We start from the raw sequence: 18009 nt of genomic DNA on the forward strand, positions 1-18009 counted from the left end.
CGCGATGACCCCTCCCGCGGAGGACGAAGACGCGACGTTCGCGGACGTCCTCAACGGCTTCACCTTGGATTCCGGCCGTGCCCGCCGGAAGCGGAAGAAGGCCAAGGAGACCGAGGAGGCCGAGGCGCCGGCCGCGTCGCAGGACGAGCCGGCGCCCGGTCCGGCTCCGGTGCCGTCGCCCGCGCCGGCACCGCCCGGCAGGCCACCGGGGTACGAACCCCCGGTGCTGCAGCCCCCGGCGGCGCCGCCCGCCCAGCAGGGCTCGGGCTACTTCGAGGCGCCGCAACAGGGGTCGGGGTACTTCGAACCGAACCAGGGGTCGGGGTACTTCGAACCGGCGCGGGGCACGAACTTCGGCACCGGCTTCTTCGAGCCCGCAGTGGCCAACAGCGGCCCGGCGCTGCCCGAGCGGCCCGAGCCGGCGCCCCTCGACGAGGAGACCGCGGCGGTGCGCCCGTACGCTCTCACCGGCGGACGGACGAAGGCCAGCTACGCGCTGGAACTGGAGACGCTGGTCTCGGTGAAGGACGGTGTCGCCGCCCGCCTCGACGCGGGGCTGGTGATGCAGTACGAGCACCGCCAGATAGTGGAAGAATGCCGGAAGCCACGTTCGGTCGCGGAAATCGCGGCACTGCTGCGGGTTCCGGTCGGCGTGGCCAGGGTGCTCATCAGCGACACGGCCGACGCCGGTCTGATCACCGTGCACAAGACCGTGTCCGGCAGTGACAACGCCGAGGCGCATCTCATGTTGATGGAAAGGGTGTTGAGTGGACTCCGTCGGCTTTAAAGCACCGCGGCCGGCCGCGCCGCAGACCATGACCTCGGCCAAGATCGTGGTGGCCGGTGGCTTCGGCGCCGGCAAGACCACCTTCGTCGGGTCGGTGTCGGAGATCGTGCCTCTCACCACCGAGGCGATGATGACCGACGCCAGCCGCGGCATCGACAACCTCGACAACACCCCGAACAAGGCCACCACCACCGTGGCGATGGACTTCGGCAGGGTGTCGCTGGACGAGGACCTGATCCTGTACCTGTTCGGTACCCCGGGTCAGCAGCGGTTCTGGTTCATGTGGGACGACCTCGTGCGCGGGGCGATCGGTGCCGTCGTGCTCGCGGACACGCGCCGGCTCGCGGACTCCTTCGCGCCGGTCGACTTCTTCGAGGACCGCAGGCTGCCGTACATCATCGGCGTCAACACGTTCGACGGCGTGCTGCACCACGACCTGAACGACGTGCGTGAGGCGCTGGCCATCGACCCGGGCATCCCGATCGTCCGCTGCGACGCGCGGGACCGGGAGTCGACCAAGCAGACGCTGATCACGCTGGTCGAGTACGCGATGCGGCAGTGGATCTCGCTGCGGGCGGCCAACGCCCGCTGACGCGGCAACGGGCACCGGGTGCGGAGCGCGCCCGGCCTGTCGCCTGCCCGGAAAATCCCAGTGGCCCACGTCACGCTGAAGCTCGGGTGTAAAACAGTAGGAAGTCCGAGTATTTTGGGGGCATGAGCGCGTCCCTGTACGAAGCTGTGCACCCGGTTCGGTTCGTGACGGCGTCGAGCCTGTTCGACGGGCACGACGCCTCGATCAACATCATGCGCCGCATCCTGCAGGCGCAGGGCGCCGAGGTCGTGCACCTCGGGCACAACCGGTCGGTCGACGAGGTCGTGACGGCCGCGATCGACGAGGACGCCCAGGGCGTGGCGATCAGCGCCTACCAGGGCGGTCACGTCGAGTACTTCTCCTACCTCGTGGAGCTGCTGCGTGAGCGCGGCGCCGGCCACGTCCGCGTGTACGGCGGCGGGGGCGGCGTGATCGTGCACGACGAGATCGAGCTGCTGCACTCGCGCGGGGTGGCCCGGATCTTCTCCCCGGACGACGGCCTGCAGCTGGGGCTGCCCGGGATGATCAACCTGATGATCCGCGAGTGCGACTTCGACCTCGCGGCACGGCAGGCCGGTTCGCCGGAGGACCTCCTCGCCGGTGACGTGCCCACGCTCGCGCGCGTGATCACGCGGCTGCAGGCGGGGGTGCTGGACGAGGACTGGCGGGCCCGGATCGCCGAGGCGGCCACGAACAGGAGCGTGCCGGTGCTGGGCATCACCGGCACCGGTGGCTCGGGCAAGTCCTCGCTGACCGACGAGCTGGTGCGGCGGTTCCGGCTGGACCAGCAGGACAAGCTGCGCATCGCGGTGCTGGCGATCGACCCGACGCGCCGCCGCGGTGGCGGGGCGCTGCTGGGCGACCGGATCCGGATGAACTCGCTCGGGTCGTCGGTGTACTTCCGGTCCCTGGCCACGCGCACCACGAGCGGTGAGATCCCGGAGGGTCTCGACGACGCGATCCTGGCGTGCAAGGCCGCCGGGTACGACCTGGTGATCGTGGAGACGCCGGGTATCGGCCAGGGCGACGCGGGGATCGTCGACCACGTCGACCACTCGCTGTACGTGATGACGCCGGAGTTCGGCGCGGCCTCGCAGCTGGAGAAGATCGACATGCTCGACTTCGCCGACGCGGTGGCGATCAACAAGTTCGAGCGCCGCGGTGCGGAGGACGCGCGGCGGGACGTGGCGCGCCAGCTGGTGCGCAACCGCGAGGAGTTCGGTGCCTCGCCCGAGGACATGCCGGTTTTCGGGACCAGTGCGGCGAAGTTCAACGACGACGGCGTGACATCGCTGTACCAGTTCCTGCGGGACCTGCTGGCGGACAAGGGGCTTCCGGTCGCCGCGGGCACGCTGCCGCGCGTCGAGGGCAAGGTGTCCACGGGTGCCAGCACGATCATCCCGACGTCGCGCACGCGGTACCTCGCGGAGATCGCGGACACCGTCCGGAGCTACCACCGGCACACGCAGGAGCAGGTCGAGGCGGTCCGCGAGCGCGACCAGCTGGCGGCGGCGAAGGCCGCGCTGGAGAAGGTGGACGCGGACACCACCGCGATCTCCGAGCTGCTCGCCGAGGCGGAGTCGCGTGTGGACGGTGAGACGCGGCGGCTGCTGGAGCACTGGCGGGAGCTGGCGGAGTCCTACCGCGGCGAGGAGCTGGTGTTCAAGGTGCGCGACAAGGAACTGCGCACCCAGCTGTGGCGGGAAACCTTGTCCGGCAACAAGATCCCGCGTGTCGCGTTGCCGCGCTACACCGAGAACGGCGAGCTGCTGTCGTTCCTGCGCCGTGAGCACCTGCCCGGCTACTTCCCCTACACGGCGGGCGTTTTCCCGTTCAAGCGCGAGGGCGAGGACCCGGCGCGCATGTTCGCGGGGGAGGGTGACGCGTTCCGCACCAACCGGCGGTTCAAGTACCTGTCCGCGGAGTCGCCCGCCAAGCGCCTGTCCACCGCCTTCGACTCGGTGACGCTGTACGGGCACGACCCGGACACCCGGCCGGACATCTACGGCAAGGTCGGCACTTCCGGCGTGTCGATCGCGTCGCTGGAGGACATGAAGGCCCTCTACGACGGGTTCGACCTGACCGCGCCGAACACGTCGGTGTCGATGACCATCAACGGTCCCGCGCCGACGATCCTCGCGTTCTTCCTCAACACCGCGATCGACCAGCGGGTGGACGCCTTCCGCGCCGAGCACGGCCGTGAGCCGACGCCGGAGGAGTTCGACGAGCTGCGGGAGTGGACGCTGCGGCAGGTACGCGGCACGGTGCAGGCCGACATCCTCAAGGAGGACCAGGGGCAGAACACCTGCATCTTCTCCACCGAGTTCTCGCTGCGGATGATGGCCGACATCCAGGAGTGGTTCATCGAGCACGGGGTGCGCAACTTCTACTCGGTGTCGATCTCCGGGTACCACATCGCGGAGGCCGGGGCGAACCCCATCTCGCAGCTGGCCTTCACGCTCGCCAACGGGTTCACCTACGTCGAGTCCTACCTCGCGCGCGGGATGCACATCGACGACTTCGCGCCGAACTTGTCGTTCTTCTTCTCCAACGGCATGGACGCGGAGTACTCGGTCCTGGGCCGCGTCGCGCGGCGGATCTGGGCGACGGCGATGAAGGAGCGCTACGGCGCGAACGAGCGCTCGCAGAAGCTGAAGTACCACGTGCAGACGTCCGGCCGCTCGCTGCACGCGCAGGAGATGAGCTTCAACGACATCCGCACGACGCTGCAGGCGCTGTGCGCGCTGTACGACAACGCGAACTCCTTGCACACCAACGCTTATGACGAGGCGATCACCACTCCGACGGAGAACTCGGTGCGCCGCGCGATGGCCATCCAGATGATCATCAACAAGGAGTGGGGCCTGTCGAAGAACGAGAACCCGCTGCAGGGCTCGTTCATCATCGACGAGCTGACCGACCTGGTCGAGGAGGCCGTGCTCACCGAGTTCGACCGGATCTCCGAGCGCGGCGGCGTGCTCGGGGCGATGGAGACGGGCTACCAGCGGGGCCGCATCCAGGACGAGTCGATGCTGTACGAGCGGCTCAAGCACGACGGCTCGCTGCCGATCGTCGGGGTGAACACGTTCCGCAACCCGCACCCCGAGGACGACGAGGTCGAGGTCGAGCTGGCGCGCGCGACGGAGGAGGAGAAGCAGTCCCAGCTGCGGCGCGTGCGGGACTTCCAGCAGCGGCACCGCGCGGAGGCCGAGCAGGCGCTGAAGGCGCTGCGTGAGGCGGCCACGAGCGGGGAGAACGTGTTCGCGGTCCTGATGGACGCGGCGCGGGTGTGCACGCTGGGCCAGATCACGGACGCGTTCTTCGAGGTCGGCGGTCAGTACCGCCGGAACGTGTAGCGGGTCGCACCGGCCCGCAAGCTGCTGAACCAGTTCCTGACGGCAGTGGTACAGCGCGCTGTCGACCACGGTGTCGAACCGGTCGTCGAAGCCGTCCAGCCCGGGTGAGGTCACCGACCTCGAACGTGACCCGCAGCCCCCGCGCTTCCGCGGCGGCCCTGGCCTGCTCGACGGCCGTCGGCCCATGGAGCGAGAGCAGTCCCCTCGGGGAATAGCCGGCGGCGGTGCCGGGTTGCGCGGACGTATGAAGTACGGAATCGCCACCTTCGTGACCGACGAGACGATCCAGCCCGCACCGCTCGCCCGCGCCCTGGAGGAACGTGGTTTCGACTCCGTGTTCCTGGCGGAGCACTCGCACATCCCGGCGAGCCGGGAGACCCCGTACGAGGGCGGTGGCGAGCTGCCGGACTACTACCGCCGCACGCTCGACCCGTTCGTGGCGCTGTCGGCGATGGCGGCGGTGACCGAGGACCTGCTGCTGGCGACCGGCGTCGCGCTGGTGATCCAGCGGGACGTGATCCACACGGCGAAAGAGGTCGCCAGCCTGGACCTGATCTCCGGCGGCCGCGTGCTCTTCGGCGTCGGCGTGGGCTGGAACCGCGAGGAGATGCGGAACCACGGCACCGAGCCGCGCACCCGCGGCGCCCTGCTGAACGAGCAGATCGAGGCGCTCAAGGCGATCTGGACGCAGGAGCAGGCCGAGTACCACGGGAAGTTCGTCGACTTCGACCCGATCTTCGCGTGGCCCAAGCCGGTGCAGGCGCCGCACCCGCCCGTCTACGTCGGCGGGGAGAGCCCGAAGGCGCTGGACCGCCTGCTCAAGCACGGCGACGCCTGGCTGCCGCGCCCGCACACCGAGATCGCGGAGATCAAGCGGGTGCGCTCGTGGCTGGCCGACAACGGCCGTCCGGACGTGCCGTTCACCGTGTTCGGCGCCCCGGCCGACAAGGGCAAGCTGGAGCAGTACGCCGAAGCCGGCGTCGAGCGCGTCACGTTCTTCCTGACGCCGGGGCCCGAGGCCGAGGCGCTGAAGAAGCTCGACGAGTTCGCGGCGCTGCGGTGAAGGTCGGCATCAGCACCTTCGTCACCGACGAGAGCATGCCGCCCGCCGCGCTGGCCAAGGCGGTGGAGGAGCGCGGTTTCGACGCGTTGTTCCTCGCGGAGCACTCGCACATCCCGGTCTCCCGCGAGACGCCGTACCCGGCGGGCGGGGAGCTGCCGCGGCCGTACTTCCGCGCGCTCGACCCGTTCGTGGCACTGGCCGCGGCCGCGGCGGTGACGACGTCGCTGCGCCTGGGCACCGGGGTCAGCCTGCTGGTCCAGCGTGACGTGATCCACACCGCGAAATCCGTCGCCAGCCTGCACCTGGTGTCGGGTGGGCGTGTGCTCTTCGGCGTCGGCGTGGGCTGGAACCGCGAGGAGATGCGCAACCACGGCACCGACCCGCGCACGCGGGGCAGGCTGCTCGACGAGCGGATCCAGGCCCTGCGGGTCCTCTGGAAGGACGACGAGGCGAGCTACTCCGGTGAGCACGTCCGGTTCGACCGGGTCTTGCAGTGGCCGAAGCCCGCGCAGCCACCGATGATCTACATCGGGGGCAACAGCGAGGCCGCCGCCGACCGGGCTCGGCGGCTCGGGGACGGCTGGTTGCCCAACGCGGTGCGCGATCCCGCGCAGGTACCGGCGCAGCTCGCCATGGTGCGGGACACCGGCCTGCCGGTGACGGCCACGTCGGCCCCGCCCGACGAGCGGCTGTTCGCCGCGTACGCCGAGGCCGGCGCGGAACGCGTCACGCTGTCGCTGCCACCCGGGCCGGAGGCGGACACGCTCCGCAGGCTCGACGAGTTCGCCGCGCTGCGCTGAAGCTCGGTACGGTTGCCCTATCGCACGTCAGAAAGGTTGATGAGGTCGTGAGTGACGTTCAGATCGGCATCGCCGCGGCGCTGGAGCAGTTCTCGCCGCGCGAATCCATCGAGCTTGCCGCGCTGTCCGAGCAGCACGGGTTCTCCGGGCAGATGGCCGCGGACCACTTCCAGCCGTGGGTGCCGCAGCAGGGGCAGGCGTCCTTCGTGTGGAGCGTGCTGGCCTCGCTCGCCGAGAACACGACCGGTGACCTCGGTCCCGGCGTGACGTGCCCGTCGTTCCGGCTGCACCCGGCGATGGTGGCGCAGGCCGCCGCGACGCTGGAGGCCACGTACCCGGGCCGCACCTGGCTCGGCATCGGTTCCGGTGAGGCGCTCAACGAGCACATCATCGGCGGCTACTGGCCCGAGGCCCCCGAGCGCGTGCGCCGCATGTTCGAGGCGCTGGAGATCATCCGCAAGCTGTTCAGCGGCAAGGACGTCAAGCACTCCGGCGAGTTCTTCAAGCTGCACACCACGCGCCTGTGGACGCTGCCGGACACCCCGCCGCCGGTCTACATCGCCTCCGCGGGCCCGTACACCTCGCGCAAGACCGGTGAGCTGGCCGACGGGCTGATCACGCCCGGTGCCTCGCTGGACAAGCTGGCCGGCATCCTCGACAACTTCGCGCAGGGCGCCCGCAAGGCCGGCAAGGACCCCGACACGATGCCGAAGCTGCTGCAGGTGCACCTGTCCTGGGCGGAGACCGACGAGCAGGCGCTGGCCAACGCGATGGACCAGTGGCCCAACGGCGGGATGAAGTTCCCGAAGGCCGACGTCCGCTCGCCGTTCGACTTCGCGCAGATGGCGAAGCTGGTGCGCGAGGAGGACTTCGAGGGCCGCATGGTCATCTCGTCCGATCCCGACGTGCACCGCCAGTCGCTCCAGCGCTACATCGACGCCGGGTTCAACCGGATCTACGTGCACAACGTGGGCCGGAACCAGAAGGAGTGGATCGAGGTCTTCGGCCGCGAGGTGCTGCCCAAGCTCAAGGCTTGAGCAGCGCGGCGAGCTGGCCGGTGCCGTCCGTGAGCGCCTTGGCCATCGAGCGGTAGTAGGCCAGCGGCGCCGAGGTCAGCACGATCACGACGTACCGGGAGTCCTGCCCGAGCAGGCCCGTGGTGTGGAAGTAGGCGGTGTTGCCGGTGCTGCCCCAGCCCTGCTTGATCGCCCAGGTCGTGCCGGGCAGGCCGTCCGGGATGCCGAAGAACTGGTCCGTGCCGTCCGCGGCCGTTCGCGACGCGTGGTACATGGCGTCGTAGATCAGGTCGCGGGCGGTGCCGGGCACGTTGTCCTCGAGGTACCGGTACACCGCGACCAGGTCCTCGGGGGTGACCTTGGTGGCTCCCCACTGGCCTGCCGCGCTGGGCGGCTCGGTGCTGGTCAGGCCCATCAGCTTCACGTCCCGGGTGATGATGGACGTGCCGCCTTCGCTCACCCAGAACGCGCTGGCGACGCTGTCGTCGCTGGTCGAGAGCATCTTGGTGAGGCGGTTCTGAATGGCGGGGCCGGGCACGTGCCAGTCGTTGCGCGCGAGCACGTCGATGGCGATGAGCAGCTTCACCACCGACATGCTGGAGAACCTCGTGTCGGCGTTGAGGCTGGTGACCGCCCGGCCCGCGGTGCGGTCGTAGACCTCCAGCCCGACCTTCGCGTCGGGCACGGTCCGGCGCACGGAATCCTGCACGCGGTTGGCGAGCTGCCGGGCGTCCGCCGCGGACAGCGCCGGTGGCGGCGCCGGCGCGGAGTCCGTGGCCAGCGCCGGAGTGGTGGTCTCCGTCGGCTGGGGCTGCGACTGGGGTTGCGGTGCGGCGGAGACCCTCGTGCTGGCGGCCGAGATCGAGGCCTCGTCGTGCGTCACCGAGACCACGATCATGACTGCGGCGCCCGTCGCGACCGCTGCGAGCACGGCCCGTGCGACCGTTCCACGTTTCACATGCCAAGAAACGCGGTCACCCGATCGGGTTGTTGCGTCTCACCGCGAACTCAAACGTGACGCTCAGCGGATTGACAGCCCGCGCACAGCCAAGATCACCGATCGCGCCGGCGCGTGTTCAGTCCGCAGCGGGCCGGTCCAGCAGCAGGTGCACCGACAGCTCCAGCCGGTTCGCGACGTCGGCGGCCGAAGCGCGCCGGGTGACCCACGCGACCAGGTTCGCCATCCACACGTCGGCGATGAGGTGGAAGACCGCGCGGTCGTGCTCGGTCGGCTCCTCGATGCGCATGGCCTTGGCGAACATGTCCTCCATCAGCCGTCCGACCTGCTCGACCTCGGCGGCCGCGGTCGTGTCGGCGAACATGAACGCCCGCACCATGGCCTCGGTCAGGTGCGGGTCGCGCTGCATCATCCGCGTGTTGCGGTTGAGCACGAAGATCAGCCGCTCGCCGGGCGTGTCACCCGGGATGGCGCTGCGCTCCAGCTTGTCCTTGGCGCGCTCGAACTCCCTGGCCAGGCCCGACACCAGCAGGTGGATCTTGGACGGGAAGTAGCGGTACAGGGTGCCCAGCGCGACGTCGGCCTTGTCGGCGACCGCGCGCATCTGGACCGCGTCGTAGCCGCCCTTGGACGCCAGCGCCAGCGTGGCGTCGATGATGCGCCGGCGGCGGTCCCGCTGCGCGGCGGAACCGAGCTCGTCGCCCAGCCCGTTCCTGGTCTGGGCGGTTGCCCTCGTCTTACCGGCCATCGACCTCTGCTCCGAAACTTGTTCCACTGTCGGTGCACAGCTTACCTAACGGTCTTCCTTCGGAAAAACTGAAACACGTTCTATAGTTGATCCATGGTCATCGGGGTGACGGCGGAGCAGCGGGCCTGGGCGGAGTCGGTCCGGCGCGGAGCGGTGGCGGAGCTGCGTTCGGTCGCGCTGCCGGAGGAGCTGGGCGGCGTGGGCGGCACGGTGACCGACCTCGCGGTCGGTCTCGCGGAGGCGGCCGCCGCACTGACGCCGGGGCCGCTGTTCGGCACCGCGCTGGCGGGTCTCGTGCTGGCCCGCCGTCCTGATTCGGCGCCGGCGAAGGAACTGGTCCCCCGGCTGGCCGACGGCAGCGCGCGGGCGGCGGTCGCGTTCGGACCCGGCGGCCTGGTGATGACCCCTGAACTGCGGGTGCGCGGCCGGACGGAGCCGGTGCTCGACGCGGATCCCAGGGCGTATTCGCTGCTGGCGGCCGATCGCGCCGGGGAGACGGTGTGGTTCGTGCTGCCGCCGCGTCCGGTCGAGCACGCCGATGGTCTGGACCTGTCCCGTGAAGTCGGGTTCCTCGTGCTGGACGAGGAGATCCCGCAGAGCGCCTTGCTGGACGAACCGGTCGCCGAACTCGCCGCGACGCTGGCCGCCGCCGAGGCGGCCGGTGTGGCCGACTGGTGCGTGCGCACCGCGAGCGAGTACGCGAAGGTCCGCGAGCAGTTCGGCAGGCCCATCGGTTCGTTCCAGGCCGTCAAGCACCTGTGTGCGGAGATGCTGTGCCGCGCCGAGGTCGCCGCCGCTCTGGCCTGGGACGCGGCGGAAGCGGGCGGGGCGCACCCGCTGGCGTCGGCGGTCGCGGCGGCGGGTGCGCTGGACGCGGCCGTGGACAACGCGAAGGACTGCATCCAGGTGCTGGGTGGCATCGGGTTCACGTGGGAGCACGACGCGCACCGCTACCTGCGGCGGGCGGTGACCCTGCGGCAGCTGCTCGGCGGTTCCGGGCGGTGGCGGCGGCGCGCGGCGGAGCTCGCGTTGTCCGGGCAGCGGCGGCAGCTCGGGGTGGCGGTCGGGGAGGATCCCGTGGTGCGCAAGGAAATCGCCGCGATCGCCGCGTTGCCCGAGGGTCAGCGGCGGGTACGGCTGGCCGAGACGGGGTACCTCGTGCCGCACTGGCCACGACCCTACGGGCTCGACGCCGGTCCCGAGCAGCAGCTGGTGATCGACGCGGAGCTGCGCCGGGCGGGAGTCCGGCGGCCGGACCTGGTGATCGGCGCGTGGGCGGTGCCGACGATCCTCGAACACGGCACGGCCGAACAGCAGGAGCGGTTCGCCGGTCCCACGCTGCGGGGCGAAATCACGTGGTGCCAGCTGTTCTCCGAGCCGGAAGCGGGTTCGGACCTCGCCTCGCTCCGGACGAAAGCGACCAAAGTGGACGGTGGCTGGCGGCTGTCGGGCCAGAAGATCTGGACCTCGCTTGCGCGCGAGGCGGACTGGGCGATCTGCCTGGCCCGCACCGATCCCGACGCCCCCAAGCACCGCGGTATCACGTACTTCCTCGTCGACATGACGTCTCCCGGCATCGACATCCGGCCGCTGCGGGAGATCACCGGGGACGCCGTGTTCAACGAGGTGTTCCTCGACGACGTGTTCGTGCCCGACCGCGACGTCGTCGGCGAGGTGCACGGCGGCTGGCGCCTGGCGCGCACGACGCTGGCGAACGAGCGGGTCGCGATGGGCGGCGGGTCGTCGGTCGGCGAGGCCGTCGAGGAGCTGCTGGCGGCCGCGGCCGGCCCCAGCGAGCGGCTGGGAGCGCTGGTGACCGAGGGGACGGCGTGCTCGCTGCTCGACCTCAGGGCGACCTTGCGGCGGCTGGCGGGCCAGGACCCCGGCGCGGAGTCGAGCGTGCGGAAGCTGATCGGCGTGCGGCACCGGCAGGCGGTGGCCGAAGCGGCGCTGGACCTGCGGGGGCCCGCCGGGGTGGTGGACGGGGCCGCCCAGCACGAGTTCCTGCTCACCCGGTGCCTCAGCATCGCGGGCGGGACGGAGCAGGTGCTGCTGACGCTGGCGGCGGAACGGCTGCTCGGTCTGCCGCGCTGAGCTGTCGGTGGTCCCGCCTATCGTGGGACCGTGGAGCTCACCCCGGACACGCACGCGATCTTCGTGCCCTCGGACCCGCCGCGTGACGGCGTGCTCGCGCTGTGGGGCGACGGCGCGGGTCCCACGCCGGTGGAGCTCGTGCTGCCGCAGGGCAAGGCGTTCCGGCGGACCACAGTGGACGCGCACGTGCTGCCGCTCGCCGAAGCGCTGCCGCTGCTGCTGTCCGTGCGCGAGCCCGCCTCCCCGGCGGTGGCCGCCTGGTCGGCCGCCGTGCACGCCGCGCTCACCCTCGTCGCGCGCGGTCGGCTGCTGCCCGCGGTCACGTCCGGCGGCGTCGACACGTGGCGCGTCGGGCCGCTCGACGGCGCCGACGAGGCGTTGCTACGTGACCTCGCGGCGGCGTTGCCGCCCGAGGCGCACGCGTTGCCGTTGTCGGGGCTCAAGCGCGTCCGCCTGCACTCGCCCGAGACGCTGGTGCGCGCGCTGTGGGACGCGACGGCCGACGTGCTGGTCCGGTCACCCGCCGCGAGCGTCGTCGCGGGCGGCCCGGCCTTCGCCTCGCCGCAGCCGACGTTGCTCGACGCGGCGGACGCGGAGTGGCTCGCCGCGCAGCAGCCCACCGGCGCCCAGCTCCAGCTGCGCGTCGAGATCCGGGAGGAGGAGCCCGGGCAGTACACCTTCGCGGCGGTGCTCGCGTTGCGCAGCGCACTCGACCCGAGTCTGGTGGTCGACGCCGCCACGCTGTGGGACGCGCCGGACGCGGTGCTCGCCCGCCTCGGCGACCAGGTCGAGGCCCAGCTGCTCCTGGCGTTGCGGCGCGGGGCGCGGGTGTGGCCCCCGCTGGGGCGTGCGCTTGAAGCCGCCACGCCTGCCGAGGTCCTGCTCACCGACGACGAGCTGGTGGAGCTGCTCGACACGGGCAGTTCCGCGCTCGGCGCGGCGGGTGTGGAAGTGCTGTGGCCACGCGGGATGTTCAGTGAGGGCGTGCGGGTGCAGGCGAGCGCCACTCCCGCCCCGGGGAGCGAGGCGAACGCCGCGTTCCGCATGACCGACCTGCTGAAGTTCCGGTGGCAGCTCAGCCTCGGCGGCGAGACGCTGACCGAGGCCGAGATCACCGCGCTCGCCGAGGCGAAGCGGCCGATGATCCGGCTGCGTGGCCAGTGGGTGCGGGTCGACAGGGGCATGCTCGCGAAGTTGCGCCGCGGGGGCCGCGAGCTGACCGCCGCCGAGGCACTGGCCGCAGCGCTGACCGGGGCGCTGGAGGTCGACGGCGAGGAGCTGGATTTCGCGCCGCCACCCGCGTTGTCCGGCCTGCTCGACCGCATCCGCGAGGTGCCGTCCGCGCAGGTGGAAGTGCCGTCCGACCTTCAGGCGACGTTGCGGCCCTACCAGCGCGCCGGGCTCGCGTGGCTCGCGCGCATGACGGAGCTGGGGCTGGGCGGCGTGCTCGCCGACGACATGGGGCTCGGCAAGACGATCCAGCTCATCGCGCTGCACCTGCACCGGCGTGCGCTCGGCGCGGGGCCGACGCTCGTGCTGTGCCCGACGTCGTTGCTGGGCAACTGGGAGCGCGAGTTCGCGAAGTTCGCGCCTTCGGTGCCGGTGCGGCGGTTCCACGGCGGCAGACGACACCTCGACGAGGTCGCGCCCGACGAGGTGGTGCTCGCGACGTACGGGGTGCTGCGCCGCGACCGCGAGGCGCTGGCGGAGGTGGGCTGGGGGCTGCTGGCCGCCGACGAGGCGCAGCACGTGAAGAACCCGTTGTCCCGCACGGCCAAGGAGCTGCGCCGCGTGCCCGCCGCCGCGCGCGTCGCGCTCACCGGCACCCCGATGGAGAACCGGCTCACCGAGCTGTGGTCCATTTTGGACTGGACGACACCGGGGCTGCTCGGCTCGCTGGACCACTTCCGCCGCACCGTCGCACGGCCGGTGGAGCGCGACCGGGACCGCGAGCGCACCGAGCGGCTGGCGGCCACCGTGCGCCCGTTCCTGTTGCGGCGCCGCAAGAGCGACCCCGAGATCGCCCCGGAGCTGCCGCGCAAGACGGAGACCGACCGGTTCGTGCCGCTGACCACCGAGCAGGCCACGCTGTACGAGGCGGTCGTGCGGGAGAACCTGGCGATCATCCGGGAGTCGCAGGGAGTGCAGCGGCGCGGGCAGGTGCTCAAGCTGCTCACCGAGCTGAAGCAGATCTGCAACCACCCCGCGCAGTACCTCAAGCAGAGCGGGCCGCTCGCGGGCCGGTCGGGCAAGCTGACGGCGTTCGAGGAACTGCTCGACGTGATACTCGACGAGGGCGAGAGCGTGCTGGTGTTCAGCCAGTACGTGCAGCTGGGCAAGCTGCTCGTGGCGCGGCTGGCCGAACGCGGGCTGCCCGCGGAGATGCTGTCGGGCGCGACGTCGGCGAACCGGCGTGAGGAGCTGGTGGCGCGGTTCCAGGGCGGTGACATCCCGGTGTTCGTGTTGTCGCTCAAGGCGGGCGGCGTCGGGCTCAACCTGACCCGCGCGACCCACGTGATCCACTACGACCGCTGGTGGAACCCGGCGGTCGAGGACCAGGCGACCGACCGCGCGTACCGCATCGGGCAGGACCGGCCCGTGCAGGTGCACCGGCTGATCGCGGAGGGCACGCTGGAGGACCGCATCGCGGCGGTGCTGGAGTCCAAGCGCGGGCTGACCGAGGCCGTCGTCGGCGCGGGGGAGGACTGGCTCACGGAGCTGTCGGACGAGCAGCTGGCGGAGCTCGTGCGGCTGGGTGAGCAGCCGTGACCCCGCGCCGCACCTTCGGCGGCACCTGGTGGGGCCGGGCGTGGGTGGAGGCGCTGGAGGGGCGCGCGGAGCTGGACCCGAACCGGCTGCCGCGCGGGCGCACGTACGCGAGGAAGGGCCGGGTCAGCGCGCTGGACGTGACGTCGGGCGAGGTGCGGGCGTTCGTGCAGGGCAGCCGTTCCGTGCCGTACCGCGTGAAGATCCGCACGGCGGTCTTCGGTGACGAGCAGTGGTCCGCGCTGCTGGACATCATCGGGCGCCGCGCTGGCCATGCCGCCGCGCTGCTCGACGGCGAACTTCCGCCGGAGCTGGCCGAGGACGCGCGGGAGGCCGGGGTGGACCTGCTGCCGGGGCCGGGCGATCTGAAGCCGCGGTGCTCGTGCCCTGACACCGCCGATCCGTGCAAGCACTCGGCGGCGGTGTGTTACCTGGTGGCCGACGAGGTCGACGCGGATCCGTTCGTGTTGTTCCTGTTGCGGGGCAGGGGTCGTGAGGCGGTGCTCTCGGAGCTGCGGGCCCGGCGGGCGCGCACCACGGTGGTCGAGGAACGGGTCGAGCCGGGGTTGTCGCCCGAGGACGCCTTCGCGCGTGCGGTCGCGCCGTTGCCCCGGCTCCCGGCGCCGCCGGCGGAGCCCGGCCAGCCGGTGACGCTGGACCTCCCGCCGCCCGGCGTCTCGCTGCGGCCTGACGTCCTGGCCGGGCTGGCGGCGGATGCGGCGGCGCGGGCGGGCGACCTGCTGCGGGGTGGGCCGCTGGAGCTGACGGCGGAGGAGGACCTGGCCCGCCGGGCCGTGCACGGCGACGTGACCCGCCTGGCCAAGGTCGCGGGGCTGCCGGTCGGCGAACTCCGCCGCTGGGCGGCCGCTTGGCAGGCGGCGGGCCGGGGCGGGCTGGCCGTCCTGCGCGAATCCTGGCAGCCGCCACGCGGTGCGCTGCTGGCGGCCAAGGCCGAACTCGACGACGCCGACCTCCCGGGTGAGACCAAGGTCTGGCGCAACCGCCTCACCCGCGCCGAGGTCCAGCTCCGGCTGGGCCAGGACGGTCTGTGGTACCTGTTCCGCCGCGGTCCTCAGGGCTGGCTGCCCGTCGCCCCCGGCACCCGTGACCCGCTGGACGCGATGACGGACTACCCGGCGAGCGAGCGCAGGTAGGCCCACTCCAGGAAGCGCTCCACCCCGCGGACGACGTGCGCGCTGCGGATGGACGGGAAGATGTCGAAAGCGTGCTGTGCGCCCGAAATCTCGGCGTACGCCACCGGGTTCGGCGAAACAGCCCGCAACCGCCGCACGAACTCGCGGGCTTCGGCCACCGGGACCATCGTGTCGCGCTCGCCGTGGATGACGAAGAACGGCGGCGCCTTGTCGTTGATCCGGTCCAGCGGAGAGGCGGCGACGTAGTCCTCGTGGAACCGGACCGGGTCCTTGCCGACGACGAACCGGGCCAGCAGCGTCTTGAGCCGGTACTCGCTGGCCTTCGCACCGCTCGTCGCGGCGAAGTCGTAGACGCCGTAGTGCGGGACGCACGCCTGGATCGTCGTGTCCTCGTCCTCGAACCCCGGCTGCAGCTTCGGGTCGTTCGGGGTCAGCGCCAGCAACGCCGCGAGGTGGCCGCCCGCGGACCCGCCGGTGGCGGCGAGGAACGCCGGGTCGCCGCCGTAGCCGTCGATGTGCTCGTGGATCCACGCCACCGCCCGCTTGATCGCGACGATGTGGTCCGGCCAGTGCGCCTTGGGCGAGAGCGGGTAGTTGACCGCGACGCCGATCCAGCCGCGCTGGGCCATGTGCTGCATCAGCGGGATGCCCTGGTGGTCCTTGCTGTCGACCATCCACGCGCCGCCGTGGATCTGCAGCAGCACCGGCCTGCCCTCGACGGTCTCGCGCGGCCGGTAGATGTCGAGCAGGAACCGCTTGCCGCCGGGCGCGTACGCCACGTCCCGATCTCGCCGGACTTCCGGGTTGCGCATCCGGAACGGCATCACGAGCTGCCCCCACGGCGTCGCCAGGTCCTTCGGGTCCGGCGGGCGGCGCAGGTCCTCCAGGTACTGCTCGCCCAGCGCCTCGGCGAGCGCGTGCTCCACCTCGCCACGGGCTCGCTGAGCGTCGGCGATCAACGCACCGAGCCCGGCCATCGACGCCATCGACAGCGCCAGCCCGGCGCGGTCGGAACGCGAGCGCAGCCCGTGCCGCGCGAGGTGGGCCGCGGTGTCGGCGGCGGTGAGCGCGAGCAGGTGCGGGGCCAGTTCGTTCGTGAGCCAGCCGGCGAAGAACGCGGGGATCGCGGCCCGTTCACCCGGCAGGGGGCGCAGTGCGTTCGCGGTGAGGGCGAGCTGTATCGCCCGCCGGGTGAGGAAACGCGGTCGCATAAAGCTGATCTTAGGCTTTCCGCCTAGGATGAGCAGGGTGCAACCGCTCAGTGGCCTGGACGCCAGTTTTCTGTACCTGGAAACACCTTCGCAGGTCCTGCACATCTGCGGCCTGCTCACGCTCGACGGTTCGACGATGCCCGGCGGATATCGCTTCTCCGCGTTCCGCGAGAAGCTGGCCGAACGGGTCGCCGCCATTCCGGAATTCCGCCGGAAACTGCACAATTCGCCGCTGAACTTCCTGCACCCGGTGTGGGTGGAGGACGAGGGGTTCGACGTCGACTCCCACCTCCACCGGGTCGCCGTGCCCTCCCCGGGCGACCGGGAGACGCTGGCGGAACTGTGCGCGCACTTCGCCTCGCAGCCGCTGGACCGCGATCGCCCGCTGTGGGAGATGTACGTCATCGAGGGGCTCCCCGGCGACGGCGTCGCGGTGCTGCTGAAGATGCACCACGCCACCGTCGACGGCGTCAGCGGGGCGAACCTGATCGCGTACCTGTGCGGGCTGGAGCCCGATTCGCTGCTGCCGCTGCCCGAGCGGGAGGACAACCCGGAGCCGCCGGGCCACCTCGACCTGCTGCGCTCGAGCCTGGTGTCGCTGGCCCGCCGTCCCGTCGAGGTCGCGAAACTGCTGCCCGACCTGCTGGAGATGGCGCCGCGCTGGATCGGCCGCGCGCTCAAGCGCACCGGGATGCCGGTGCCGTTCACCGCGCCCCGCACGTCCTTCAACCGCACGATCACGGGCCTGCGCACGGTCGCGTACACGAGCCTGGAGCTCGACGAGATCAAGTCCGTGAAGAACGCCTTCGGGGTGACGGTGAACGACGTCGTGCTGGCGCTGTGCGCCGGGGCGCTGCGCCGGTACCTGGAGGTGCGTGGCGAGCTGCCGGACGAGCCGCTGGTCGCGACGGTGCCGGTGTCGGTGCAGGACCGCGTGGAGGAGAGCACGGGCAGCAACCAGGTCTCGGCGTTCTTCGCGCAGCTGCCCACGCAGCTGGCCGACCCCGCCGCGCGGATCTACGCGATCGCGGAGAGCAACCGGGTCGCGAAGGAGCACCACTTCAGCATCAAGCCGGAGATGCTGCAGGACTGGGCGCAGTTCGCCGCGCCGCGGTTGTTCGGGGTGGCGGTGCGGGCCTATTCGGCGCTGCGGCTCGCGGAGAAGCACCCCGTGGTGCACAACCTGGTCGTCTCGAACGTGCCGGGCCCGCCCACCCCGCTGTACCTGCTCGGCGCCAAGATCACCGGTTTCTACCCGCTGGGGCCGGTGTTCCACGGCGCCGGGCTGAACGTCACCGTGTTGTCCAACGCGGGCAGGGTGGACGTGGGCCTGCTGGGCGCACGAGAACTCGTTCCAGAGTTGTGGTCGCTGGCCGACGCGCTGCCGGAGGAGATGAAAGATCTGCTGGAGGCCGCTCGCGGTCTTGCCTGAGCCGCACTCCTCGGCTAAGACTAGAACAGGTT

The 18009-nt window shown here is 71.4% G+C and carries 13 protein-coding genes; 10 read left to right on the forward strand and 3 right to left on the reverse strand.

The genetic code is table 11. The annotated features are described in order from the left end of the window. The first annotated feature begins 4 nt into the window (after positions 1 to 4). From BMZ92_RS20395 to BMZ92_RS20420, 6 genes are all read left to right on the forward strand, one after another. The gene (locus BMZ92_RS20395) at positions 5 to 787 is read left to right on the forward strand and encodes a DUF742 domain-containing protein (protein ID WP_091510026.1); all 783 of its coding nucleotides are present in this window, start codon (positions 5 to 7) and stop codon (positions 785 to 787) included. Beyond that, positions 768 to 1379, forward strand: a complete 612-nt coding sequence (locus BMZ92_RS20400) for a GTP-binding protein (protein ID WP_177228788.1) — start codon at positions 768 to 770, stop codon at positions 1377 to 1379. The genes BMZ92_RS20395 and BMZ92_RS20400 overlap by 20 nt, the downstream gene beginning before the upstream one ends. A gap of 122 nt (positions 1380 to 1501) precedes the next feature. Next, entirely contained in the window at positions 1502 to 4735 is a 3234-nt protein-coding gene (gene icmF, locus BMZ92_RS20405) for a fused isobutyryl-CoA mutase/GTPase IcmF (RefSeq protein WP_091510028.1), read from the forward strand. Positions 4736 to 4979: 244 nt separating this feature from the next. Next, positions 4980 to 5798: an LLM class F420-dependent oxidoreductase gene (locus BMZ92_RS20410; protein ID WP_091510030.1), complete on the forward strand. Its 819-nt coding sequence runs from the start codon at positions 4980 to 4982 to the stop codon at positions 5796 to 5798. Further along, on the forward strand, positions 5795 to 6598 hold the full coding sequence (locus tag BMZ92_RS20415; protein ID WP_091510033.1) for an LLM class F420-dependent oxidoreductase: 804 nt from the start codon (positions 5795 to 5797) through the stop codon (positions 6596 to 6598). The genes BMZ92_RS20410 and BMZ92_RS20415 overlap by 4 nt, the downstream gene beginning before the upstream one ends. A 47-nt stretch (positions 6599 to 6645) precedes the next feature. Beyond that, on the forward strand, positions 6646 to 7635 hold the full coding sequence (locus BMZ92_RS20420; RefSeq protein WP_091510035.1) for a TIGR03557 family F420-dependent LLM class oxidoreductase: 990 nt from the start codon (positions 6646 to 6648) through the stop codon (positions 7633 to 7635). Here BMZ92_RS20420 and BMZ92_RS20425 read toward each other — a convergent pair. Both BMZ92_RS20425 and kstR read right to left on the reverse strand, forming a co-directional pair. Beyond that, complete coding sequence (locus BMZ92_RS20425; RefSeq protein WP_245783161.1) at positions 7625 to 8572, reverse strand: serine hydrolase; 948 nt, start codon at positions 8570 to 8572, stop codon at positions 7625 to 7627. The two genes, BMZ92_RS20420 and BMZ92_RS20425, sit on opposite strands and share 11 nt — an antisense overlap. Before the next feature lie 118 nt (positions 8573 to 8690). Then, on the reverse strand, positions 8691 to 9320 hold the full coding sequence (kstR, locus tag BMZ92_RS20430; RefSeq protein ID WP_091510037.1) for a cholesterol catabolism transcriptional regulator KstR: 630 nt from the start codon (positions 9318 to 9320) through the stop codon (positions 8691 to 8693). A 93-nt stretch (positions 9321 to 9413) separates the two neighbouring features. Between kstR and BMZ92_RS20435 the strand changes: the two genes are divergently transcribed. From BMZ92_RS20435 to BMZ92_RS20445, 3 genes are read left to right on the forward strand one after another with little or no spacing between them, the layout of a single operon-like run. Next, the gene (locus tag BMZ92_RS20435; protein WP_091510040.1) at positions 9414 to 11414 is read left to right on the forward strand and encodes an acyl-CoA dehydrogenase family protein; all 2001 of its coding nucleotides are present in this window, start codon (positions 9414 to 9416) and stop codon (positions 11412 to 11414) included. A gap of 30 nt (positions 11415 to 11444) precedes the next feature. Further along, positions 11445 to 14183 (forward strand): DEAD/DEAH box helicase, encoded by a 2739-nt coding sequence (locus BMZ92_RS20440; RefSeq protein WP_091510042.1) that lies wholly within the window; start codon positions 11445 to 11447, stop codon positions 14181 to 14183. Next, entirely contained in the window at positions 14180 to 15334 is a 1155-nt protein-coding gene (locus BMZ92_RS20445; RefSeq protein ID WP_091510045.1) for an SWIM zinc finger family protein, read from the forward strand. Before BMZ92_RS20440 ends, BMZ92_RS20445 begins: the two co-directional genes overlap by 4 nt. Here the strand turns inward: BMZ92_RS20445 and BMZ92_RS20450 are convergent. After that, complete coding sequence (locus BMZ92_RS20450) at positions 15310 to 16545, reverse strand: alpha/beta hydrolase (protein ID WP_091510048.1); 1236 nt, start codon at positions 16543 to 16545, stop codon at positions 15310 to 15312. The genes BMZ92_RS20445 and BMZ92_RS20450 overlap by 25 nt on opposite strands. A gap of 37 nt (positions 16546 to 16582) precedes the next feature. Between BMZ92_RS20450 and BMZ92_RS20455 the strand changes: the two genes are divergently transcribed. Next, positions 16583 to 17977 (forward strand): WS/DGAT/MGAT family O-acyltransferase, encoded by a 1395-nt coding sequence (locus BMZ92_RS20455; RefSeq protein ID WP_091510050.1) that lies wholly within the window; start codon positions 16583 to 16585, stop codon positions 17975 to 17977. Positions 17978 to 18009 lie beyond the last annotated feature (32 nt).

Source organism: Amycolatopsis sacchari (assembly GCF_900114035.1).
In the GTDB taxonomy this organism is placed as follows: Bacteria; Actinomycetota; Actinomycetes; order Mycobacteriales; family Pseudonocardiaceae; genus Amycolatopsis_E; species Amycolatopsis_E sacchari.